This is a genomic window from Agromyces kandeliae, assembly GCF_009674665.1.
Taxonomy (GTDB): domain Bacteria; phylum Actinomycetota; class Actinomycetes; order Actinomycetales; family Microbacteriaceae; genus Agromyces; species Agromyces kandeliae.
On record NZ_WKJD01000021.1, the window covers coordinates 22576 to 44259 of the forward strand.

The 21684-nt window shown below is 68.8% G+C and carries 18 protein-coding genes; 3 read left to right on the forward strand and 15 right to left on the reverse strand.

Annotation, left to right across the window (positions count from 1 at the left end; all coding sequences use genetic code 11):
- Positions 1 to 48: 48 nt before the first annotated feature.
- The 4 genes from GJR97_RS15890 to GJR97_RS15905 all read right to left on the reverse strand — a co-directional run bounded on the left by GJR97_RS15890 (position 49) and on the right by GJR97_RS15905 (position 5532).
- Positions 49 to 972, reverse strand: coding sequence for a carbohydrate ABC transporter permease (locus GJR97_RS15890; RefSeq protein ID WP_154347764.1), 924 nt, complete (start codon positions 970 to 972; stop codon positions 49 to 51).
- Positions 969 to 1934, reverse strand: a complete 966-nt coding sequence (locus GJR97_RS15895; protein WP_324613599.1) for a carbohydrate ABC transporter permease — start codon at positions 1932 to 1934, stop codon at positions 969 to 971. The genes GJR97_RS15890 and GJR97_RS15895 overlap by 4 nt, the downstream gene beginning before the upstream one ends.
- 94 nt (positions 1935 to 2028) lie before the next feature.
- A complete protein-coding gene (locus GJR97_RS15900; RefSeq protein ID WP_229276347.1) occupies positions 2029 to 3384 on the reverse strand; it encodes an ABC transporter substrate-binding protein in 1356 nt (451 codons plus the stop codon).
- Between the two features lie 45 nt (positions 3385 to 3429).
- Positions 3430 to 5532 carry a beta-galactosidase gene (locus GJR97_RS15905; protein ID WP_229276348.1) on the reverse strand — a complete coding sequence of 701 codons (2103 nt, stop codon included), beginning with the start codon at positions 5530 to 5532 and terminating at the stop codon, positions 3430 to 3432.
- 201 nt (positions 5533 to 5733) lie between these two features.
- Here GJR97_RS15905 and GJR97_RS15910 point away from each other — a divergent pair, with 201 nt between their 5' ends.
- A complete protein-coding gene (locus GJR97_RS15910) occupies positions 5734 to 6819 on the forward strand; it encodes a LacI family DNA-binding transcriptional regulator (RefSeq protein ID WP_154347765.1) in 1086 nt (361 codons plus the stop codon).
- Between the two features lie 220 nt (positions 6820 to 7039).
- Here GJR97_RS15910 and GJR97_RS15915 read toward each other — a convergent pair whose 3' ends face one another.
- From GJR97_RS15915 to GJR97_RS15935, 5 genes are all read right to left on the reverse strand, one after another.
- Positions 7040 to 7408: an alpha-L-arabinofuranosidase C-terminal domain-containing protein gene (locus GJR97_RS15915; RefSeq protein WP_229276361.1), complete on the reverse strand. Its 369-nt coding sequence runs from the start codon at positions 7406 to 7408 to the stop codon at positions 7040 to 7042.
- Positions 7405 to 8046 (reverse strand): TetR/AcrR family transcriptional regulator, encoded by a 642-nt coding sequence (locus GJR97_RS15920; RefSeq protein WP_154347766.1) that lies wholly within the window; start codon positions 8044 to 8046, stop codon positions 7405 to 7407. The genes GJR97_RS15915 and GJR97_RS15920 overlap by 4 nt, the downstream gene beginning before the upstream one ends.
- Positions 8047 to 8125: 79 nt before the next feature.
- Positions 8126 to 8932: an amidohydrolase family protein gene (locus GJR97_RS15925; RefSeq protein ID WP_154347767.1), complete on the reverse strand. Its 807-nt coding sequence runs from the start codon at positions 8930 to 8932 to the stop codon at positions 8126 to 8128.
- A gap of 11 nt (positions 8933 to 8943) precedes the next feature.
- Positions 8944 to 10125, reverse strand: a complete 1182-nt coding sequence (locus GJR97_RS15930) for an alpha/beta hydrolase (protein ID WP_154347768.1) — start codon at positions 10123 to 10125, stop codon at positions 8944 to 8946.
- A gap of 46 nt (positions 10126 to 10171) precedes the next feature.
- Positions 10172 to 11674, reverse strand: coding sequence for an FAD-dependent monooxygenase (locus tag GJR97_RS15935; RefSeq protein WP_154347769.1), 1503 nt, complete (start codon positions 11672 to 11674; stop codon positions 10172 to 10174).
- Positions 11675 to 11874: 200 nt separating this feature from the next.
- On the opposite strand from GJR97_RS15935, the gene GJR97_RS15940 reads away from it, so the two are divergent.
- On the forward strand, positions 11875 to 13122 hold the full coding sequence (locus GJR97_RS15940; RefSeq protein ID WP_195760741.1) for an MFS transporter: 1248 nt from the start codon (positions 11875 to 11877) through the stop codon (positions 13120 to 13122).
- Positions 13123 to 13132: 10 nt separating this feature from the next.
- Complete coding sequence (locus GJR97_RS15945; RefSeq protein ID WP_154347771.1) at positions 13133 to 14098, forward strand: quinone oxidoreductase family protein; 966 nt, start codon at positions 13133 to 13135, stop codon at positions 14096 to 14098.
- Positions 14099 to 14229: 131 nt separating this feature from the next.
- Here the strand turns inward: GJR97_RS15945 and GJR97_RS15950 are convergent, their stop codons facing one another.
- From GJR97_RS15950 to uxaC, 6 genes are read right to left on the reverse strand one after another with little or no spacing between them, the layout of a single operon-like run.
- Complete coding sequence (locus GJR97_RS15950) at positions 14230 to 15300, reverse strand: LacI family DNA-binding transcriptional regulator (protein ID WP_154347772.1); 1071 nt, start codon at positions 15298 to 15300, stop codon at positions 14230 to 14232.
- Positions 15293 to 15826 carry a gluconokinase gene (locus tag GJR97_RS15955; RefSeq protein WP_154347773.1) on the reverse strand — a complete coding sequence of 178 codons (534 nt, stop codon included), beginning with the start codon at positions 15824 to 15826 and terminating at the stop codon, positions 15293 to 15295. The genes GJR97_RS15950 and GJR97_RS15955 overlap by 8 nt, the downstream gene beginning before the upstream one ends.
- Before the next feature lie 4 nt (positions 15827 to 15830).
- The gene (gene manD / locus GJR97_RS15960) at positions 15831 to 17069 is read right to left on the reverse strand and encodes a D-mannonate dehydratase ManD (RefSeq protein WP_154347774.1); all 1239 of its coding nucleotides are present in this window, start codon (positions 17067 to 17069) and stop codon (positions 15831 to 15833) included.
- Between the two features lie 9 nt (positions 17070 to 17078).
- On the reverse strand, positions 17079 to 18866 hold the full coding sequence (gene uidA / locus GJR97_RS15965) for a beta-glucuronidase (protein WP_154347775.1): 1788 nt from the start codon (positions 18864 to 18866) through the stop codon (positions 17079 to 17081).
- A 35-nt stretch (positions 18867 to 18901) separates the two neighbouring features.
- Complete coding sequence (locus GJR97_RS15970; protein WP_324613600.1) at positions 18902 to 20245, reverse strand: mannitol dehydrogenase family protein; 1344 nt, start codon at positions 20243 to 20245, stop codon at positions 18902 to 18904.
- Positions 20246 to 20292: 47 nt separating this feature from the next.
- Positions 20293 to 21678 carry a glucuronate isomerase gene (gene uxaC / locus GJR97_RS15975; protein ID WP_154347776.1) on the reverse strand — a complete coding sequence of 462 codons (1386 nt, stop codon included), beginning with the start codon at positions 21676 to 21678 and terminating at the stop codon, positions 20293 to 20295.
- Positions 21679 to 21684 lie beyond the last annotated feature (6 nt).

The following is a 21684-nucleotide window of genomic DNA, read 5'->3' on the forward strand; positions in this document are numbered from 1 at the left end:
GCGTCTCCTCGAATGCAGGTTCCGGTTGTCTTGGGGAAGTCCGCAGCGTCATCCCTTCACGCTCCCTGTGGCGAGCCCGGACTGCCAGTAGCGCTGCAGGAACAGGAACGCGATGATCAGCGGCACGATCGAGATGAACGAGCCGGTGATCACGGTGGAGAACAGCGCCTGAGATCCGCCTCCGGCGTTCGCGGCGGCCTGCAGCTGGGCGAGGCCGACCGTGATCGGGTAGAGATCCGAGCTGTTGAGCATGATCAGGGGCAGGAAGTAGTTGTTCCAGGTCCCCACGAGGGCGAACAGGAAGACGGTCACGAGCGCCGGGCCGAGCAGTCGCAACCCGACCTGCCAGAAGATGCGGAACTCCCCCGCGCCGTCGACGCGGGCCGCCTCGATGAGCTCGTCGGGGATCGCGTCGGCCGAGTACACCCGCATCAGGTAGACGCCGAACGGGCTCACCAGCGAGGGGATGATGATCGCCCACGGGGTGTTGGTCAGTCCTGCCTGCGAGAACAACAGGTAGGTCGGCAGCGCGAGCGCGGTCAGGGGGATCATGATCGCACCGAGCGTCGCGCTGAACAGTGCCTTCCTGCCGGGGAAGTCGTACTTCGCGAACGCGTAGCCCGCCATGGCCGACAGCAGCGTCGCGCCGACCGCCGCAGCACCGGCGTACAGGACGGTATTCAGGAGCCAGCGGGTGAAGATCCCGCCGCGAACCGTGAACAGGGTCTGCAGGTTCTCGAAGAACGAGAAGTCGCCGCCGAACCAGAGCCCGAACGTCGTGAACAGCGCCTGGTTGTCCTTCGTCGACGAGACGAGGAGCCACCAGAGCGGCAGGATGAAGTACGCGACGCCCAGCCAGAGCAGCACCGTGAGCAGCGAGCTCCGACGCTTCTCCGGGTCGAAGGCCTTGGCACGGCGGGCTCGCTTCGGGGCGCCGACGGTGACCGCGGCGCGGGTCTCGAGGGAGGTCATGAGGGGGTCTCCGTCTCGGTCAGTGCCCGTCGTTCGCGTCGCTCGGTTGCCAGCTGGAACGCGTAGGACAGCACGGCGATCACGATTCCGAGGAGGAACGCGATCGAGGCGGCGTAGTTCAGTTCGCGGTTCTGGAAGGCGAGGTTGTAGGCGTAGTAGTTCGGGGTGAACGACCGGGTGATCGCGTCGGGTGCGATCGCGTTGAGCAGGCTGGGCTCGGCGAACAGCTGGAACGTTCCGATGATCGAGAAGATCACGGTGAGGATGATCGCCGGGCGGATCGCGGGGATCTTGATGCTCCACGCGATCCGGAACTGTCCGGCACCGTCGATCTCGGCCGCCTCGTACAGGTCGCTCGGAATCGCCCGGAGGGCGGCGTACATGATGATCATGTTGTAGCCGACGAACTCCCAGGTGACGATGTTCATCATCGAGCCGAGGATGTTCCCTGCGGACAGGAAGTCGGGCGTTCCCCAGCCGACCGCACGCGCGACCTGGGCGAGGGGTCCGAAGTCCGGCCCGTACAGGTAGCCCCACATCAGGGTGGCGACGACCGCGGGCACGGCGTACGGCATGAACACGAGCAGTCGGACGCCCTTCGCGCCGCGCGCGCGGCCGCTGTCGAGCGCGAGCGCGAAGAGGAGTGCGAGGCCGAGCATGATCGGGACCTGGACGATGAAGAACAGGCCCATGCGCAGGAGGCTTCCGATGAACGCGGAGTCCTGGATGGCGCGGATGTAGTTGGCGAACCACGCGAACTGCTCGCCGCCGATCAGCTTGCTCTCGAAGAGGCTCAGGTAGCCGGCGTACATGAGCGGGATGACGAGCATCGTGAGGAAGACGAGGAAGAACGGGAGGATGAACAGGTAGGCCGCGCGGTTCTGCCTGCGCTTGTTCGCGTTGCCTCGTCGAGCTGGAGCTGTTGGGTGGCGCTCGGCGGCGAGCGCCGGTGACTGCGACACGATGGTCCTCACTTCGCTGTGATCGGACCGGCGGTTCCCGCCGGCGGGGTGGGTCGGGGCGCCCGTCGTGGGGGTCGACGGGCGCCCCGCGGGCTCACTCGACCGTGAAGCCCTGGCCTTCCGCGTAGCTGACGAGCTGATCCTGCCACTCGTCGAGCGCGGCTGCGATGTCGCCCTTCTCCGCGACGACCGAACCGATCGTCTCCTCGTAGGTGGAGTAGACGTACTCCATGAACGGCACCCACTGGAAGTCGGTGTCAACCGTCTCGGAGATGTCGGCGAACAGCTTGTTCACCTGCTGGCCGCCGTAGAACTCCGACTCCTGGTCGATGAAGTCCGGGTTCTCGAGCACCGAGAGCTGCGGCGGGTAGAGGAACTGCTCGGTCGCGAGCTTCATCGCCGACTCCTCGTCGTGGTTGATGAACTTCGCGAGCTCGTACGCGGCGATCGGGTTCTCGCTGGTCGCGAGGACCGCGTCGGACGATCCGCCCCAGTTGCCCGAGACCTGCTCGCCCGCGCTCCACTGCGGGAGCGGGGCCGCCCGCCAGAGGCCAGAGGTGCTCTCAGCAGTGCCCTGGAGGAAGATCGGCCCCCAGGCTGCAGTCAGCCAGCCGGCGTACTTGCCGTTCGCGAGGCCCTGGTACCACTGGTCGGAGAAGTCCGTGTCGACGGAGATCAGGTCCTGCTGGATCAGTTCGGTCCAGTAGTTCGCGACCTCCTTCGCCGTGTCGTTGTTCACGTCGATGCCGACCGTCTCGGCGCCGTCGTAGGTGAACGGCTGCACGCCGGCCTGCCACATGAAGCCGATCATCTGACCGGCCTGCGTGGCGCCGAGGTTCGAGATGTAGGAACCGGTCTCGTCCTTGACGGCCTTGGCCGCCGCGGCGTAGTCGTCCCAGGTCTCGGGTGCCTCGGCGATGCCGGCCTCGCTCAGGATGTCCTCTCGGTACAGGTTGCCCATCGGGCCGACGTCCTGCGGAACCGCCCACACTTCCTCGTTCGGCGACACCTGGTTCCACGCCCAGCCGACGTAGTCGTCGGCGATGCCGTCGGCACCGTAGGGGGTGAGGTCGAGCAGGGACTCGGTCAGGACGAACGACGGGATGTACTGGTACTCGACCTGTGCGACATCCGGTGCCCCCTCGCCGGCCTCGAGCGCGCTGCGGAGCTTCTGATAGTGCTCGAGGCCCTGGCCGACGTTCTCGACCGTGACGTTGATCGCGGGGTACTGCTCCTCGAACAGCGCCACCTCGTTCTCGATGTCCGGGACCCAGGTCCAGAACGTGAGGTCGGTCGGCGTGTTGAGGGCCTCCTCGCGCTGCTCATCGGTGATGGCGTCGCTGGTCGTCCCACCGTCACCGCCTCCGCTGGGTGCGCAGCCGGTCAACACGAGACCGACGGTGGCAGCGCCGGTGACCAGCGCCAGTGCTGTCTTACGTGCCTTCTTCATCATTGACTCTTTCTGTGGTTGGAGGATCGCACGATCCCTTGGTGCTCACCGGATGAAGGTCCGCGCCGACCAGGCGTCCAGTGAGACATCGGTTCCCGCCGCCAGTTCGGCTCCGGTGGCGGGCTCGGTGACGGTGACCGCGAGCGTGATGGTTCGCGGCTCCCATCCCCAGTTGAAGACGAACCAGGCGCGCCGACCCTCGGGGAGCGATCCGGATGCCACCGTGATCGGCAGCTGGACCTCCCCCGCGAGTGCGTCGGCGTGCCCGGGCCGGTCCGTCGCCCAGCGGACGATGCCGCGGGCCAGTTCGGGGTCGGGCACGCAGCCGACGACGGTGACGCGTCCGTCGCCGACGGCGTGGCTGGTCACGGCCGCGAAGGCCGAGAATCGGGGGTGGTCGTATCGGGCGAGCACATCGGCCTCGTCGGCGATGAGTCCGTCGATCCAGAGCCGGGCCGAGGCGCCGTCGACTGCGGGGCCATCCGGCTCGGCGACCACCGCGACCGGGTGATCGAGGTTGGAGTACTCCTCGTAGCGGGCGCCCGCGAGATCCGCGAGGCGCGGCGGGGCGACGTCAACGCGTGCACGCGCTTCCTCGTCCGCATACGCGGTCCTCGGGCCGAGCACGAGGTGACCACCGCTCGAGACGTAGTCGCGGAGCAGCTCGAGCTCTGCGTCGGAGGTCACGTAGGCCCCCGCCGCGATGAGCACGGGGAACTGCCGCGCCAGCTCGGCCGCGCCGAGGTCGACGGCCTGGTCGAGGTGCAGGAGCCGCGACTGCCGCCCCGACTCGATCGTCCCCCGATGGAACGAGTCCACGATCCGCTCGTACGACTGGACGTCCGGCTCGCCGTCGAGGCGCAGCGGCGGCATGAACTGCAGCGCGAACCGGCTCGGGTTGGACCAGAGGATCGCGACGTCCGCGTCGGGCTCGAACCCGTCGAGTACGTCACCCAGCTTCGCCAATTCGGCGCCGAGCTCCGAAACCTCGCGGTAGACCCGACCGGGGACGAGGCTGTGCGGGAGCACGCCTCCCCAGTAGGTCTCGAAGCCGTACGGGAGGGTGTGCCAGTGCCAGTACTCGATCATCGCGGCGCCGCGCGAGATGAACGTGAACGCCGCCTGCTTGAGCTGGCCGGGGTACGGGGGGAAGTTCGTGTCGGGGGCGCCGATGGACTGCGCGTTGGTCTCGGTGACGAGGTACCGTCCCTGCTTCGAGGCGTACATGCGATCGGCCTGCCGGAAGAGGCCGGGAACGCCGGTCGTCGTCCAGTGGCTGAGCTGCGGGAGCTCGCGCGATGCGTCGAGGTGGTCCTGCATGCCGTAATAGGGGTTTCCCGCGATGACGTCGAGGTCCCGGGCGAGCCGCTCGTCGTCGAGCGCGGGGCGGCCGTACTGCAGGCAGGTCGTGACGAACTGCCCGGGTCGGCGGTACTCCCGCACGAGGTCGGCCTGCCACGCGATGAACTCGGTCGTCAGCTGTGCCTGGTAACGGCGCCACGCGAGGTCGTACTGGGGGAACGTGTTCCCGTCCGGTCGCCAAAGTTCGGTCCAGTCGCTGAGGCGGTGCGACCAGTAGGTGAGGCCCCATTCGCGGTTGAGCGTCTCGACGTCGCCGTATTCCGTCCGCAGCCGGTTCACGAACTCCTCGAACACGTGGTCGTTGTGGAAGATCTCGAGTCCGGGCTCGTTGTCCACCTGGAAGCCGATGACCGCGGGATGGCCGGCGTACCGACCGACGACAGTGCGGATGATGCGCTCGGCGTACTGGCGGAACACGGGGTGCGAGTAGTCGACTTCCTGGCGTGCCCCCCACGGGATCGGCTCGCCGGTGCGGCGCTCGGCCGCGATCTCCGGGTGCGCGACCTGCAGCCAGGGCGGCACGGCGTAGGTCGGCGTCCCGAGGATCACCCGGATGCCACGCCGATGAGCGCCGTCGAGCACCGGCTCCAGCCACTCGAGGTCGAACTCGCCGTCGCGCGGCTCCCACGTGGACCAGACCGACTCGCCGACGCGGATGACGTTGATGCCCGCCTCCACCATCAGGTCGAGGTCGATCTCCGTCCGCTCGCCACGGTGGTACTCGGCGTAATACGCGACGCCGAAGAGCAGACCGCTCATCGGCTGGACGGGGGTACGGGATGTCATCGGTGCTACTCCGTTGTAGTTCGGGCGATTCGATCAGGTCGTGTCAAACCTTGGCGATCTCGTCAATGTTGTCGGAAACATCTTTACTACACAAGAATGTGGTCGATAACATCGATCTGTCAAGTCACATTTGTGTGAAGCTGCGCAACCCGTTCCGCGCCGTTGCCGCAGGGCTCACTCCAGCGCAGAAGGACCCGCGACATGGGCGAATCCACGGAATCGATCGACGCCGACCCGGCGGTCGCGACGCCGCCCCCTGACCCGAACGCGCCCCGGGAAGCGCCCGCACGGGCCGCGACGATCTACGACGTCGCGACCGCCGCCGGCGTATCGCACCAGACGGTGAGCCGGTTCCTCAAGGGCTTCGAGGGCATTCGGCCCGAGACGCGTGCGAAGGTGGTGAAGGCACTCGACGAACTCGGGTATCGCCCGAACCTGACCGCGCGCTCGCTCAAGTCCGGACGCTCCCATCGCATCGGCGCGCTGACGCACGAGATCTCGCAGTATGGACCGAGCCGCATCGCCGAGGGCGCGAGTGCGGCCGCGCGCGAAGCAGGGTACGTCCTCGACCTGGTCTCGCTCGATGCGCACAACCCGAGGGCGATCGAGGAATCGCTCGAGCTGATCACCCAGCACAATCTCGCCGGGATCCTCGCCCTCGCCTCCACGGATGAGATGAAGAGAGCGTTCGAGACGACCGCCTTTCGGGTTCCGGCCTTCATCGCGGCGGAGTCCGACATCCTCACCGACGCGGAGCCGGCCGGGTCGACCGGAGCGGGAATGCCGGCACTGATCGGGCACCTCGCCCTGCTCGGCCATCGTGACGTCGTCCACATCGCCGGTCCGCAGACGTGGTCGGCCGCTCGGAACCGGCTCCGCGCCTACACGGCAGCAATCGAACATGCCGGCCTCCGGTCACGAGCGGTGCTCCGCGGCGACTGGTCCGCGAAGTCCGGATACGACGCGATCGCTGCCCTCGGGGAGCTGCCTGAGGCGACCGCCTATGTGGCCGCCAACGACCAGATGGCACTCGGGGCCATGCTCGCGCTCAAGCAGCGAGGACTGCACATCCCGGACGACGTCAGCGTCGCAGGGGTCGACGACACCCCGGAGGCGGCCTACTTCGACCCACCGCTGACGACGCTCCGCCTCGACTTCGAGGCTCAGGGGCGCGCCGCCGTTCGGGCCTTGCTTTCTCGGATCGAGCCCGACGTCACGGAGCCATCCCCACCGGCATCGCCGCAATTGATGGTGCGGGAGTCGACCGGCCCGGCGAACCAGTCCTGAACGACCTCCTCCCGGACCGCCCGCGAGTCGGTCGACCGAGGTAGTAGATCCCGTCGCGCTTGCGCATCGAGCATCCCTCGTGGAAATGATGCTGTGCCTCGGTCACGACCCCATTGACGATGGAATCCTCCTCGATGGAGATCATGTCGCGATTCAGTCCCAGCAACGTTCGCTGAGAACTGGCCCCAGTAGAGGTAGGCCTGACCGACCGACGCCCGGGTCATGCCTCCAGAACGACCTGAACTGTCGAACAGGAAGCAGGCGGCAGTGTGGCCTCGAGCATGCCGCCGACGACCCGCACGTCGTCGAGCGATCGAGGCGCGACAGCCGCCGGATTCTCAGGCGTGTTGTGCGCGTCGAGACTCGGTGCGGTGAGCACACGCCCGACCACATCGGTGACGGTTGCTCCGCGGAGGTCGATGCGAATCGTAAGTGGATCACTCTCGTGCGCGTTCGTCAGTGAGATGAGAGCGGCTCCATCCGGAGGCCGGTGTCTGCTCATCGAAGCGCACGGGCGCCGTCCGCCGCCAAGACCAATCGGCTGCGGACTCCATACCCGCCGCCTATGGGCCGGGGCCGCCGCGGTCAGGCGCGCTGGTCGCGCGCCAGGCCGCTCAGCAGGTGGGTGAGGCCGAACTCGAACTCCTCGGCGAGCGGCTTCGGCAGGAGCGGTGCGAGCTCGACGAGGTGCGGGTACGCCATCGGGTCGACGGTGAACGATGGCCGCTGCGCACCGTCGTCCGCGGCGGACTGCATCGCGAAGCCGAGGACGTAGCGGCCCAGGGTCGCGACCGCGGCGGCCGCGACCTCCGGGGGCAGGCCACCGCGCAGCAGGGCTCGCGCGATGCGCTCGCGCAGTGCGATGGCGTGCGGGCCGGTGGGGAACCGTTCGATCAGCAGGGTCGCGACGCTCCGGTGCTGCGCGATGGTGGTGAAGATCGCGGTCGCGGTGCGGTGGCAGACGACCTCCCACGGCTGCTCGTCGTCGTCCTCGACGGCGGGAAGTTCGACCTCCCCCAGCATGCGGTCGATCACGAGGCCGATCAGTTCGGACCGGCCGCTCACGTGCCGGTACAGCGTCGCGGTGCTCGACGAGATCCGCTCGGCGACGGCACGAAGGGTGAGCGCGTCGGCCCCCTGTTCGTCGACGATCTGCAGGGCGGCGTCGACGATGCGTTCCCGGGGGATCCGGGGCCGGCCGGGCTTGCGCTTCTCGGTGAGGGTCATGGGTGCCAGGGGTGTCTCGCGGGGTGGACGCTGTGGTCCCTACGCTACCGCCCGGCCCCCATGACCCGGGTGCGACCGGTCAGTGCCAGCCGATCCAGTCCGAGATCCCGGCGCCCATCACCCGCTCGAGGTCCGCGCCGGCGAGCCACGGGAGGTGGTCGGTGAACATCGAGACGCACTCCCCCCAGGTCGCGGTTTGGCGGGTGATGTCGGTCCCCCAGAACATGCGGTCGGGGCCGAATGCGTCGAACGTGCGTCGAAGCACCTCGTGGGCGCTGGCGAACGGGTAGCCGTCGGTCGCGGCACCGGTGATGCCGCTCGCCTTCACGGCGACGTTCGGGTACGCGGCCAGGGCGACCAGCGCGTCGAGGTGGGACGCCGCCCCGGGCAGCGTGTCGAACGGGCCGATCGCGAGGTGATCGAGCAGGAGCCGCATTCTCGGGAAGCGGGGGGCGATGTCGCCGATGAGCGAGAGGTGGTCGGGCATGACCATCAACGCGACCGGGAGCTCGAGTTCGTCGGCTCGGGTCCAGAGCCAGTCCAGCGCGCCGGATCGGAGGATGCCTCCTGCCTCCGGTGCGTAGAGGACGAAGCGCAGGCCGAGCATTCCCGGCTTCGACATCCACTCGTCGACGCGGTGCGGGCCGGCGCTGGCGTCGAGGGGGAACCATCCCATGGTGGCGAACCGGTCTGGGTGGGCCTGCGCCGCCTCGACCGCGTAGTCGTTTGCGTCGGGGTCCCAGATCGCCGGGCAGTTCACGGCGCGGTCGATGCCGGCCTCGTCCATCTCGCGCAGGGCGCGCTCGATGGTGTACGGCGCGCGGTGGTGGTACGGCGGCGCGCCTGCTCCGGTCCAGAGGTGGATCTGCGCGTCCGTGATCTGCATCGCGGTTCCCTTCACTCGGAGTCGGAATCGAAGTCGGAGTGCGAGTCCGCCGCGAGGCGGGCGTGCACCCAGTCCGCGATGAGGTCGTCGCGGTCCGTCCTGTGGTTGTAGATGCAGTGGATGCCGTCGGAGAAGAGCACCATCTGCTTCGACTTGGCGGGCGCGTGGGCGAAGACCGCCTGCGCCATCTCGGACGACACCATCGGGTCGGCGCCGCCCTGGATCACGAGGAGGTCGTAGTCGGCGTTGCCGCCCGGTGCCAGCGGGGTCACCGTCGACCAGACGGCGGTCGCCTGGTCCGGGTCGTCGACGTCGCAGAAGGCGGCCATCTTCGTGAAGAACGTGCCGATGCTCGGGGGCACCATCCAGGGTGCAGGGATGCCACCGTTGTCGACGCACGCCCGGACACGTGGGTCCCCGTTGGCCACAGCCATCGCGAAGCTGCCGCCCATGCTGTTGCCGACGACTCCGATCGGGAGGCCGGGCACCGAGGTCGCGAGGTGGTCGAGCGCCGCGGTGTACGCGTCGCGCCAGGTCGGGGTGAGGTAGACACCGTGCGTGAACCGGCTCTCGCCCTGTCCCGGCCCGTCGAGCAGGAGGGTCTCGATGCCGCGGGCGGCGAGGGCGTCGCCGATGCAGTCGAAGTCCATGGCATACCCCTCGACCCCGCCGATGACGATCGCGGCGCCGACGCGCGGGCCTGTCGCGGGCACCTGCCATCCGACGACGGCGCCTTCCGGCGTGTCGAGGGTGACCCGGATGCGATCGCCGGCGATTTCGGCGGCGCGGAGGTAGAGGTCGCCCGCACGGGCGTAGATCGCGGTCCGCGCCGGGCCGTCCTCGAGCATCATCACCTGGCTCATCCGCAGCAGCGCCGATGCCCGGCGGAGGGCGGTGATCCGGGTCTGCGTGCCGGCCTCGGCCGCGGCGTCGAGGTTGGCGAGGCAGCGCTCGGCGAGCCGGGTCGCCGCGTCCAGCCAGCCCTCCCCCGCCAGGACCCGCGCCGTCAGTTCGATCGCATCGCTGCGGTCCACGCCGTAGCCGATCAGGCGGTCTTCGGAGAACTGGCGCAGCGCCGCCTGGGACTCCGGCGTGAGCGTCTCGGTGCGGGGGTCGGCGCGGGCCGCGGGGGGTTCGAACGTCAGGATGCGAACGTCGTCGCGGGCTGCGGGCATGGATTCGACATCGACCATGGTGTGACACGCCTTCGTGTTGGGGGTGGTTCGGGCTCGGGATCGGTCAGGAGGACGGGAAGACCGGGAGAGCCGGCCAGTCGCGCACGTCGTCGAGCGAGTCGCGTGCGATGGCGGCGACGTAGCCGTCGGGCCGCACGAGCACCGCGCCGTCGCCGAGGATCCCGGTGAATCGGCGGAACGGCTCGTTGGACGAGCCGTCGAGGGGGATCATTCGTACGGGCGCACCGGCGGACGTCCAGGAGAGGTCGCGGCAGGCCTCCGCCGCGCGGTCCCCGATGGCGACCAGCGAGAACGACGGGCCGCGGAACTCGTCGAAGAGCGTCGTTCGAGCACCGTCATCGAGGACGACGGGCGAGTCGGGCGCCCGGTCGCCGGGCTGCAGGCCGGGAGCGTCGAGGTCGCCGGGGGCGAGCGGACCGCCGCGGTACGTCAGGGAGAGCTGCCGCTCCTCGTCACCGCGCTTGGTCGCCGCCAGCGGGCGGTCCCCGAGGTGCGCGTACAGCCCTGACGCGAGGCCGAGCACTCGCGCTGCGACGGGCTGCCGCTCCGACTCGTACGTGTCGAGGAGCGCATCCGGGGCGCCCGCAAGCACCTGGCCGAGCTTCCAGCCGAGGTTGTAGGCATCCTGGACGCCGGTGTTGAGGCCCTGTGCACCGGTCGGCGGATGCACGTGTGCCGCGTCTCCGGCGAGGAACACGCGGCCGCGCCGATAGCGCTCGGCGAGCCGGATGTTCGGCCGCCAGACCGACGACCAGTGGATGTCGTGGACGCGGACCTTCGATCCGCCGACGACGTCGCGGACCATGCGATCGACGGCCGCGGTGTCGAGGTCGGCGGGGTCATTCGGTCGGAGCTTCAGCATCAGCTGGAAGGTGTCTCCGGGCAGCGGGCACAGCGCGACGAAGCGCCCCTTGGAGCGGGGCCAGACATGCCAGCGATCCCGACCGAGCCCCGACACGGCGACGTCGGCGACGATCATCCGGTCGCTCTCGTCGGTCGTCCCCTCGAACGCGATGCCGAGTCCCCGCCGAACCGTGCTGCCACCGCCGTCCGCGCCGACGAGGTACCGCGCGCGGACCGTCTCGGTCCCCGCGCCGGACTCGAGGCTCGCGACGACCCCGTCGGCGTCCTGCTCGAACGCCCCCAGGCGGGTGGCGTACTCCACCGAGCCGCCGAGTTCCTCGAGGCGCTCGCGCAGGCTCTGGTCGGTCGCGTACTGGGGCGCGAGCAGCGTGTTCGCGTGGGGTACGTCCGGCGTCGCGTCGTGCAGCGCGATCATCGTCCGCTTGAGGGTCACCGGGCCGAGGTGGATGCCGAGCGGCGGGTAGAGCGTCGACCGCGACTCGAGGCGGGCGAGCACGCCGAGGTCGTCGAAGACCTCGGCCGAGCGCGGCTGGACACCCTTCGCGCGCGACCCCTCGAACCCGTGCGGCGCCGCGTCGATCAGCCGATGGCTCACGCCTCGCCGCTGCAGGTCGCACGCCAGCGTCAGCCCGGTCGCGCCGGCACCGACGATCAGCACCTCGACCTCGTCGTCTCTCACCATGGAACACACCTCTGAAGTCACTCCGCCCCGATCACCGTTCGCGATGAGGCTTACGGCCACACTGTATCCGCAATGTGCTAGTAATGGCTACGGAATATCCGAATTCACAGCGACAAAGGAGTTGCGATGCCATCCCAGGCCCCCCGCCCCCACGACCCGGCTCCGCCGTGCGCCCTCGATCCCCAGCGGGAGGTGTGACCGTGTCGACACCCGAGACCATGCCCGTGACGAGGCAGGTCGCTGCGTCCGGTTCCCTGCTGTTCTCGATCTGGAGCTCGCAGTTCGGCATCTCACTCGTCTACGGCGCCGTTCCCGGTGTGCTGCTGGCGCTGCAGATCGAGGACCTGGCCGGTGACGACAAGGTCGCCGTCCTCAGCATCTTCACGTTCCTCGGCGCCATCGCGGCGCTCCTCGCCCAACCGCTCGCGGGCATGCTCTCGGACCGCACGCGCACCCGCTGGGGCAGCCGGACCCCGTACGTGCTCGGAGGAACGATCGTGGTGGCCCCGATCCTGTTCTCGATGGGCTTCATCGAGTCGCTCGCAGTGCTCGGCGTGCTCTACGTCGCATCGGAGTTCGTGCTGAGCGCCTCGCAGGGCCCGCTCGCGGCGATCCTCCCCGACCGGGTTCCCGAGAACCGACGCGGCCGGTTCAGCGCAGGGCTCGGACTCGGGATCATGCTCGGCTCGGTCGGCGGAACCATCCTCGGCTCCGTCCTCGCCGACGACCTCGTCGTCGCCTACATGGTGCTCAGCGTCCTGCCGTTGGCGTTCACCGCCACCCGGCTGTTCATCGCGAGGGATTCGGACAATCGCGAGTCCGCCCCGACGCCCGCCTCGGACTCCGCCCGTTGGTGGCGCACCTTCTTCGTGAACCCGCGGACGCACCCCGACTTCTGGTGGGCGGTCGGCAGCCGGACCTTCGTCTACACCGGCTTCTTCATCATCCAGGGCTACGCGCTGTACATCCTCAGCGACTACATCGGTGCCGGTGAAGCCGCCGTCGACTACGTCGGCATCGCCGCCGCGATCGCAGCGGTGTGCATCAGCCTGACCGCCGTCCCCGCCGGACTGCTGTCCGACCGACTCGGCCGGCGCAAGGTCTTCGTGACGGTGGCGAGCATCGTCATGGCCCTGGGCCTGCTCATCCCGCTCGCAGCGCCCACGGTGGAGGGCTACCTGACCATGATGGTCGTCGTCGCGCTCGCCTTCGGTACGTTCGAGGCCGTCGACACGGCGCTCGTCACGCAGGTACTGCCGCGGTCGAACTCGTTCGCACAGGACCTCGGGGTCACGAACGTCGCTGCGATCGCGCCGCAGATCCTTGCACCGGCACTTGCCGGCGTGATCGTCATCGTGACCGGATCGTTCGCGCCGCTCTTCCCCGTCGCGGCGGTGATCGTCGTCATCGGCGGCGTGGTCGTCTTCCGGGTCCGCGGCGTGCGGTGACGGGCATCGCATGCGATCGGTAGAGGTGGCCGCCTTCGGGGCGTCCGACGTGCTTCGCGTCGTCGAGCGCCCCGAGCCCAGCGCCGGCCCGGGCGAACTCGTCGTGGACGTCGCCGCGATCGGCGTGAACTACATGGACGTCTACCAGCGTCAGGGGCTGGGGGCGTTTCGCCCCCACCCCCCGTTCGTCGCCGGGAACGAGGGAGCGGGCATCGTCCGGGCGGTCGGTCCTGATGTCGCGGAATTCACGACGGGCGATCGCGTCGCGTGGATGGGGGCCATCGGCGCCTACTCCGAGGTCGCCGTGGTCCCCGCGGAACGGACCCTTCACGTCCCACGGGGACTGGAACTCGACCTCGCCGGGGGCATCCTGCTGCAGGGTGTGACCGCGCACTACCTGGCGACGAGCGTCCGCGCGATCGCACGAGGGGACGTGGCCGTCGTCCACGCCGCAGCCGGTGGCGTGGGCCTGCTCCTCACCCAGTTGCTCGTCCGGCACGGCGGAACGGTCGTTGCCACGACGTCGAACCGCGAGAAGTCCCTGCTCGCACAGGAGGCGGGGGCGCAGGTCTCGGCGGGGTACGACGACTTCCGAAGTGCGGTGGATCACCTCACGGCGGGTCGCGGCGCCGCCGTGGTCTACGACGGCGTCGGCGAGGCCACGTTCGAGGAGAGCCTGGCCTCGTTGGCGCCACGTGGAACACTGGTCGCGTACGGCTCGACCAGCGGCCCGATTCCCCCGGTCGACGTGCAGCGACTCGCCGAGAACTCCCTTTACCTCACCAGGCCGACGCTCGCCCACTACGCCGGATCGCGCGCGGACCTCGTCGCGCGCGGCTCCGAGGTACTGGCATCAGCAGCCGACGGCTCGCTTCGGCTGCACGTCGGTGCACGCTACCGCCTCGAGGATGCCGCCCGAGCCCATGACGCGCTCGAGTCCCGTTCGACGGTGGGCAAGATCCTCCTACTCCCCTGACAATCGCTGCCGGGCGGACGCGGCGAAACCTCCGGCAGCATGGGCGGACTCTCGTTCGGGCAGCCGCCCGTCCGTACTGGGCGGACAACGCGTATCCAGAGCCCTCGACGGTATGCACCGTCGGCATCCGGTCAGGCCTCGCGACGTGGCCCGGTCGACTCGCGAACGATCAACTTCGTCGCAAGGAGGGCTGGGTCCGCGACACGTTCCTCGCCCTCCATCCGTGCGAGCAGGTTCCGGACGGAGCGCCTGCCGGCGGTCTCGAGTTCGGAGCGCACCGTGGTCAGAGAGGGCGTAATCAGCTCGCTCCCGAAGATGTCGTCGAAGCCGGCGACGCTCAGTTCGTCGGGAATCCCCACGCCGCGTGCGGCCGCGCCCTGCATCAGGCCGATCGCGATCAGGTCGTTGAACGCGATCACGGCAGTCGGGCGGGCCGCGAGCACACGTCGCAGCGCGTCCCTGCCGCCTTGGATCGTCGGCGGATTCGGGCCGATCTCGACGAGCGCGACGCCCAGCGACTCCGACGTCTCGAGCAGTTTCTCCCATCGACGTGCGCTCACCCAAGAGGTCTCGGGCCCAGCGAGGTAGACGACAGATCGGTGACCGAGGCCGTAGAGATGGTCCATCAGGTCCTTCACCCCACGATCCACGTCGGGAAGGATGCTGTCGATGCCCGCTACGGCCCGGTTGATCAGCACAACCGGGCGTCGCGCCGCGATCGACCGGATGGACTCGTCGCCGAGGCGGGTCGTCGCGAGAACGATGCCATCGACGGTGGGCATCAGCCGCTCCACGGTCTCGGCTTCCGTCTCACCAGACTCCTGCGATTCGGCGATCACCAATGTGTAGCCGGCCGCGGCCGCCTCCTGCTCGGCGCCACGCACGATGCCGAAGACGACCGGGTTGGTGATATCTGCCACGACGAGCGCGAACGTGCGACTGCGGCCGGTGTACAAGGCACGCGCGATGGGATTGATGCGGAAGTTCAGTTGCGCCGCAGCGTCGCGAATACGAGCCTCGGTCTTCGCGCTGATGCGGCCGGGCTTGGACAGCGCGCGCGACACGGTAGAGGGGTTGACCTTCGCGAGTTCTGCGATGTCGTAGATCGTGGCGTTTCCCCCGCGGCCGCGGATTCGGTCCGCCATCTCGACCGGAATCTCGTCAGTCCCCGAGTTCGGTTCCTCGGCTCGTCCGTCAACCATTCGAAGTCACCCACTCAGCTGCTCGCTGGGCGATGACCGCAGGAGCGTCTGACACGTCCAGGGTCACTCCCCGTTCTTCTGCATCTAGCGGTTCGAGAGTAGCAAGCTGCGAATCCAACAATGATGCGGGCATGAAGTGTTCGACACGTTCCGAAGCGCGATGAGCGAGAAGCTCACGGGATCCGTGCAGGTGGACGAACACCGCGGTGGGGCAGGCCGCTCGAAGTCGATCGCGATAGTTCCGCCGCAGCGCGGAGCATGCCACGACGATCCCCTCTGCGGCTTCACCCGCGGCGAGCTTCTCGCCGACCGCGTCCAGCCAAGGACGACGGTCATCGTCGTCCAAGGGAATCCCGGCCATCATCTTCTGTCGATTCGCCGAGGGGTGGAGATCGTCGGCGTCGATCCATGGCACGGCCAATCGCCGTGAGAGGGCTTCGGCGATCGTCGATTTCCCGGCGGCCGAGACACCCATCACGACAACGGCGGGAGCGGCAGCCGAAGCGCGTCCCTCGGGGTGGATCATCGTGTCACCAATCGTGCACGGTTCCGTCGAGGAGACGGTTGTACGGCAGGTACGCCTGCTCGTACGGGTACTTCCCGGCATCGTCGAGATTCAGCTCGACGCCGAGCCCCGGCGCATCGCCCGGGTGCAGGTAGCCGTCCGTCCAGGTGAAGGACTGCTCGAAGACCTGGTCGGTCTTCGCACCGTGGCGCATGTACTCCTGGATGCCGAAGTTGTGGATCGACAGCCCCAGGTGCATCGCTGCGGCCATCCCGACCGGGCTGATATCGGTCGGGCCGTGCATGCCGGACTTCACCTGGTACATGGCGGCGTACTCGAGCGTCTTTCTCAGCGGGCTGATCCCGCCCATGTGCGTGACGGCGCCGCGCACGTAGTCGATCTGCTGGTCGCGGATCAGGTCCTTGAAGTCCCAGATCGTGTTGAAGATCTCGCCGATGGCGAGCGGCGTCGTCGTGTGCTGCCGCACCAGGCGCAGCGCCTCCTGGTTCTCGGCCGGGGTGCAGTCCTCGAGCCAGAACAGATCGTACGGTTCGAGGTCCTTGCCGAGTCGGGCGGCCTGGATCGGGGTCATCCGGTGGTGCCCGTCGTGCAGCAGCGGCACGTCGGGACCGAACTCGTTGCGGACCGCCTCGAAGACGCCGGGCAGGTGGTTCAGGTAGGCGCGGGTGTCCCAGTCCTCCTCGACCGGCTTCGCGCCGCGGCGTGCCGGTTCGTGGTCGTACCGGACCGATGCGTCGCCGACGTCGGCGCCCTGCGCCGCGATGCCGTAGATCGCCTTGAGCGTCGGGACGCCGGTCTGCACGCGGATCGCCTTGTACCCCTGCTCCTGGTGGGCGCGGATCGAGTCGAACAGCTCGGGCAGTTCCTTGCCCGACGCGTGCCCGTACGCCATGAGCCCGTTGCGCGATGCCCCGCCGAGGAGCTGGTAGACGGGCATCCCGGCCGCCTTGCCCTTGATGTCCCACAGGGCCATGTCGACCGCGGCGATCGAGGCCATCGTGACCGGCCCCCGGCGCCAATAGGCGCTCCGGTAGAGGAACTGCCAGGTGTCCTCGATCCGGCTCGCGTCGCTGCCGATGAGCAGGGGGACGACGTGGTCCTGAAGGTAGGAGACGACCGCGAGCTCACGGCCGTTCAGCGTCGCGTCGCCGAGGCCGGTCAGGCCGTCGTCGGTCGTGAGCTTCAGCGTGACGAAGTTCCGGTCGGGGCTGGTGACGATGACCTCAGCCTTGTCGATGATCATGATGTCCTCTCAGTCCTCGGCTCCGGGTTTGCTGTTCCCGATGCCTCGCCAGCGTTCACGCAGTGCGAATGCCGCGGCCTTGGGCCTGCGGTCGCGGGTGAATACGCCCTTCTTGTTGCCGCCGACGCGGTGGATGCCGAGCGACGTCTCGAAGTCGGCGAAGTTCCAGACCTGTTCGCCCACGAAGGAAGGGATCCGATCGAAGATGCGATGGTGCATCGCCAGGTAGTCCCGCTGGTACTCCTCGGTCCATGGGACGTCCCATACGGAGTGCTGCCCCGGCATCGTGTCGGCACCGTATTCGGTCATCAGGATCGGCTTGCCGTGTGTGTCCGCCCAGGCTCGAAGGTCCATCTCGAGGTACTGCGCGGCGGTCTCGAGGTCTCCGGTGGCGACGTACCAGCCGTAGTACCTGTTCAGGCAGATCACGTCGAGGAGGTCTGCGACCTTGTCGTTCTCCGATGTCGCGAACATCACCTCGGCGATCGTCACGGGCCGGGTCGGATCGAGCTCTCGTGTCAGTTCGATGAGCGGTTCGAAGTACTCGCGGGCGCCATCCTCGTTGCTCGCAGGCTCATTCGCGATGCACCACATGACGACGCTCGGATGATTCTTGTCGCGGGCGATGAGCTCGCGCAGGTGCTGCGCGTGCGCATCCCGCGTCTGGTCGTTGCAGCCTTCGGGCGAGAAGGTCGGCGTCGCCGGTGCTCCGGTGAGACCGCCCATCACACCGAGGTTCAGGCCGACAGCCGCGGTCTCGTCGATCACGACGAGGCCGTGACGGTCGGCGTACTCGAGCACCTCCTCCGCGTACGGGTAGTGCGACGTGCGGAACGAGTTCGCGCCGATCCAGTTCATCAGCTCGAAGTCGTGCACGAGGTACGCGTTGTCGTGGCCCTTGCCGCGCACGGCGGTGTCCTCGTGCTTGCCGAACCCGGTGAAGTAGAACGGCTCGCCGTTGATGAGGAACTCGGTGGCGGTGACCTCGACGGTGCGGATGCCGACAGGCAGCGTGTACGTGTCGGCGACCGCGCCGTCCTCGACGATCTGCACCTCGAGCTCGTACAGATACGCGGCCCCGGGCTGCCAGAGGGTGGCGTCCGGAACCACGAGCCGGCCGTTCGCGCCGTCGCCGGCGGTGACCTGTCCACCGTCTGCATCGCGGAGGATCACGCGCACGGTTCCGGATGCCTCCACCCGGTAGTCGACCGTGCCGTTCGCCCCCTCGCGACCCGTCGTCACGGTGACGCCCTCGATGAAGCGAGACGGGGTGCTGTAGAGCCACACCGACCGCGCAAGACCGGCGTAGTTGTAGAAGTCGTGGAGGTAGCTCTGCTTCTGCCGACCGTCGGGACCCGTGGTCACCGTTCCGGGCGGGATCGTGATGTTCGTAAGGCGGTTGTCGACGCCCACCGTGAGGCGGAACTCCCCGCCTGCCGTGACGACGTCTGTGACGTCCGCTTCGAAGGGGGTGTATCCGCCGACGTGCTCGGCGACGAGGGTGTCGTCGACGTAGACCGCGCCGGCGTGGGTGGCGGCGTCGAGCCGCAGAACGATCCGCTCGTCCTTCCAGCCGCGCGGGACCCGCACGTTCCGCTGGTACCAGACGAGGCCGACGTGGCCCCGGATGGCAGGATCGACGAACTGGTCGTTGAAGCTCGCAGGCACCGCGACCTCGAGCGATCCCGGCAGCGTCGCCGCCCACGGGGCATCGCCCACCATGGGGTCGGTGGCGAAGCGCCACACACCGTCGAGGTTCACGAGCTCGCGGGTCGGGGTCGTCTGGGGCTTGAGCATGGAGTCTCCTGTTCGAACGCGTCGGCGCGATGCGGCTACGCGGTTTCGCTCTCCGTGAGGAGGGCCTTTGTCGTGAGGTCGGCAACGGCGGCATCGACGCGCGCGCAGAAGGCCGCGTCGCCCCCGAGAACGGGGTCGAGGTCGGCGACCTGTCGCGCGGTGCGGCTCTCCGCTGCGGCGCCGCGGGTCTCGACGGCATCGTGGCCGGCGAGTATCCACGCCGCCACGGCCGCCGCACAGCCGGCCGCGGAGCGTCCCGCCGCTCGTTCGAGGCGCGCCACCGGGACGATGCGCACGCGCATCTTCGTGGTCGCATCGAGGGCGATCTGGGCCAGGCGATGCTCGATCCGTGGGTTGCGGAACCGTGCGAGGAGATCGGCCGCGTAGTCGTCGACCTCGACGCCTGTGAGGTGCCGCGCGTCCTCCTCCCAAAGGGCGGTGACCAGATCGCGGCAGACGGGATCGTCGATGGCCTCGCTGACAAGCGCATGCCCCCGCAGCGGGCCGGAGGCGGCGAGCAGAGTGTGAGCGCCGTTCAGCATCCACAGCTTCCGCGCCTCCCACGGCGCGATGTCGTCGACGAAGCGGGCGCCGGCGGTCTCCCATGCGGGCCGGCCGGAGGGGAAGTCTCCGGCAAGCACCCAGTCCGAGAACGGTTCGGTCACCACCGGTGCACGGTCCGCGACACCCGTCGCGTCGAGGACGAGTTGCGCGTCCTCCGGCGTCCCGCGCGGCGTGATGCGATCGACCGACGTCGACACCACCGAGATGCCGGAGTCGAGCCACGCAGCCAGCGTGCTGCTGGTGGCGGTCGCCAGCGCGCCGAGCGCCTCGCGGACGACGTGCCCGTTGTCGGGGATGTTGTCGCACGGCACGATCGCGAGCGCCGGGGTGCTTGTGCGACGGCGCTGTTCGAGCGCAAGCAGCACCCGCCCGAGGGCGGTGCGCGGATACTCGAAGCCGGGCAGAGCTGCCTGTGCATCGAAGAGGCGGCGAAGCAGCGCGACGTCGGCTGCGACATCCGGATCCGTGAGGTCGAGTCGACCATCGGCACCGAGTCGGTAGCCGGCCTCGGTGATCGTGAGGGTCAGGATGGCGACGGGCTCGGATGCCGCCAGCTCGACGAACGCGGCGACGTCGGTGCCGGGGATCGCGCGGACTACGCTGTCGACGACCTCGAACGAGTCGCCTTCGGGTCCTCGGACCACGAGGGTGTACTGCCCGTCCTGGTCGGTGAGCTGCGCGGCGATCTCCGTGCTCCGGCCGGTGAAGGCGGCGATGCCCCACTCCGCGGCATCCGTGGCGTGCGCGGTAAACCAGGCCTGGTGCGAGCGGTGGAACGCGCCGAGGCCGAGGTGGACGATGCGGACGGGCGGCACCGCGGCTCCGGGCTCACGGTGCAGAGGTACGGGAGAGTAGAGGTTCGTCACAGCTTGAACACCTCCCGCGGGATCGCGTCGACGAGGTCGTCGGCGATGCGTTCGGCAGTCGCCAGCGCGATGCGTCCTTCGGTGACCAGACGCGCGAGATAGGCGGCATCCGCACGCCGGGCCGCATCATGGCGCGCGGGAATCGAGAGAAACGCGCGCGTATCGTCGATGAAGCCGGACGTGCGGTAGAAGCCCGCCGTCTCGGTGACGGCCGAGCGGAAGCGCCCGATCGCGTCGGGGGCGTCGAGGAACCACCAGGGCGCGCCGACGTAGACACTCGGGTAGAACCCCGCGAGCGGTGCGAGCTCACGGGAGAACGTGGTCTCGTCGACGGTGAACAGCACGAGGTGGAAGTCCTTCGCGAGACCGAACCGCTCCAGCAGCGGCCTCATCCCCCGCGTGAAGGTGGTCGGCAGCGGAATGTCGTGCCCGGTATCGGCCCCGAAGCGCTCGTATGTGGCGCTGCTGTGGTTGCGGTGGACACCGGCGTGCACGGTCATCACGAGACCGTCGTCGACGCTCATGCGCGCCATCTGCAGCAGCATGTGGCCGCGGAAGGCGCGCCGCTGCCCGGCATCCGCCGTCCCAGCGAGGACCTCCTGGAACAGAGCCTCCGCCTCGTGGGGCGCGAGCTCGATCGTGAACGGCTCCTCCACTCCGTGGTCGGCAGACACGGCGCCGTGGCGGATGAAGTGCTCGCGCCTCGCCTCGAGGCCCGAGAGATAGCCGGCGAACGTCGCGGGCTCGCTGGTGGCGGCGAGGAGCGTGGACACGGAGTCGCCGAATCCGACCGCGTCGGGGTCGAGGTATGCGTCGGGGCGGAACGTGGGCAGCACGCGGCCGCCGAGGTCCAGACGAGCCAGCGCATCGTGATCCCCGAGGTCGTCGAGCGGATCGTCCGTCGTCGCCAGGACACGAATATCGAAACGGCGGAACAGAGCCTGCGGCAGGAACGCCGGATCGGCGAGGCGCTCGCCCACGAGGTCGTAGATCTCGTGCGCCGTCCCGGCGTTGATGGGCAACCGGATGCCGAGCACCTCGGCGAGTTCGGTCTCGAGCCAGTAGCCCGACGCGGTTCCGGCGAACCGATGCCAGTTCGCCGCGACCAGACCCCACGTGCGGCGGGGGTCGGCGCCCGAGAGCTCCGCGAGGTCGACGCCCGCGGCATGCAGCATCCGGGTGACGTAGTGGTTCTTCGTCACGAACAGCTCGGCCGCGTTCTCGAAGGACGCATCGTCGAGCAGCATCCGTGCGGGAACATGACCGTGGGGCGAGATGATCGGGGCATCCGCGACGCGCGCGTACAACTCCTTCGCCACGTCCCGCGTCGCCGCGTCCGCAGGCAGCAGTCGTTCGGAATCGCGTCCTTGCGTCGCTTGCATACTCCT

Excerpts from the sequence above, each read along its gene's own strand:
- GJR97_RS15890 (WP_154347764.1), bottom strand. The coding sequence starts at position 972 with ATGACCTCCCTCGAGACCCGCGCCGCGGTCACCGTCGGCGCCCCGAAG.
- GJR97_RS15900 (WP_229276347.1), bottom strand. The coding sequence starts at position 3,384 with ATGAAGAAGGCACGTAAGACAGCACTGGCGCTGGTCACCGGCGCTGCC.
- GJR97_RS15905 (WP_229276348.1), bottom strand. The coding sequence starts at position 5,532 with ATGACATCCCGTACCCCCGTCCAGCCGATGAGCGGTCTGCTCTTCGGC.
- GJR97_RS15910 (WP_154347765.1), top strand. The coding sequence starts at position 5,734 with ATGGGCGAATCCACGGAATCGATCGACGCCGACCCGGCGGTCGCGACG.
- GJR97_RS15920 (WP_154347766.1), bottom strand. The coding sequence starts at position 8,046 with ATGACCCTCACCGAGAAGCGCAAGCCCGGCCGGCCCCGGATCCCCCGG.
- GJR97_RS15925 (WP_154347767.1), bottom strand. The coding sequence starts at position 8,932 with ATGCAGATCACGGACGCGCAGATCCACCTCTGGACCGGAGCAGGCGCG.
- GJR97_RS15930 (WP_154347768.1), bottom strand. The coding sequence starts at position 10,125 with ATGGTCGATGTCGAATCCATGCCCGCAGCCCGCGACGACGTTCGCATC.
- GJR97_RS15935 (WP_154347769.1), bottom strand. The coding sequence starts at position 11,674 with ATGGTGAGAGACGACGAGGTCGAGGTGCTGATCGTCGGTGCCGGCGCG.
- GJR97_RS15945 (WP_154347771.1), top strand. The coding sequence starts at position 13,133 with ATGCGATCGGTAGAGGTGGCCGCCTTCGGGGCGTCCGACGTGCTTCGC.
- GJR97_RS15950 (WP_154347772.1), bottom strand. The coding sequence starts at position 15,300 with ATGGTTGACGGACGAGCCGAGGAACCGAACTCGGGGACTGACGAGATT.
- GJR97_RS15955 (WP_154347773.1), bottom strand. The coding sequence starts at position 15,826 with ATGATCCACCCCGAGGGACGCGCTTCGGCTGCCGCTCCCGCCGTTGTC.
- manD (WP_154347774.1), bottom strand. The coding sequence starts at position 17,069 with ATGATCATCGACAAGGCTGAGGTCATCGTCACCAGCCCCGACCGGAAC.
- uidA (WP_154347775.1), bottom strand. The coding sequence starts at position 18,866 with ATGCTCAAGCCCCAGACGACCCCGACCCGCGAGCTCGTGAACCTCGAC.
- uxaC (WP_154347776.1), bottom strand. The coding sequence starts at position 21,678 with ATGCAAGCGACGCAAGGACGCGATTCCGAACGACTGCTGCCTGCGGAC.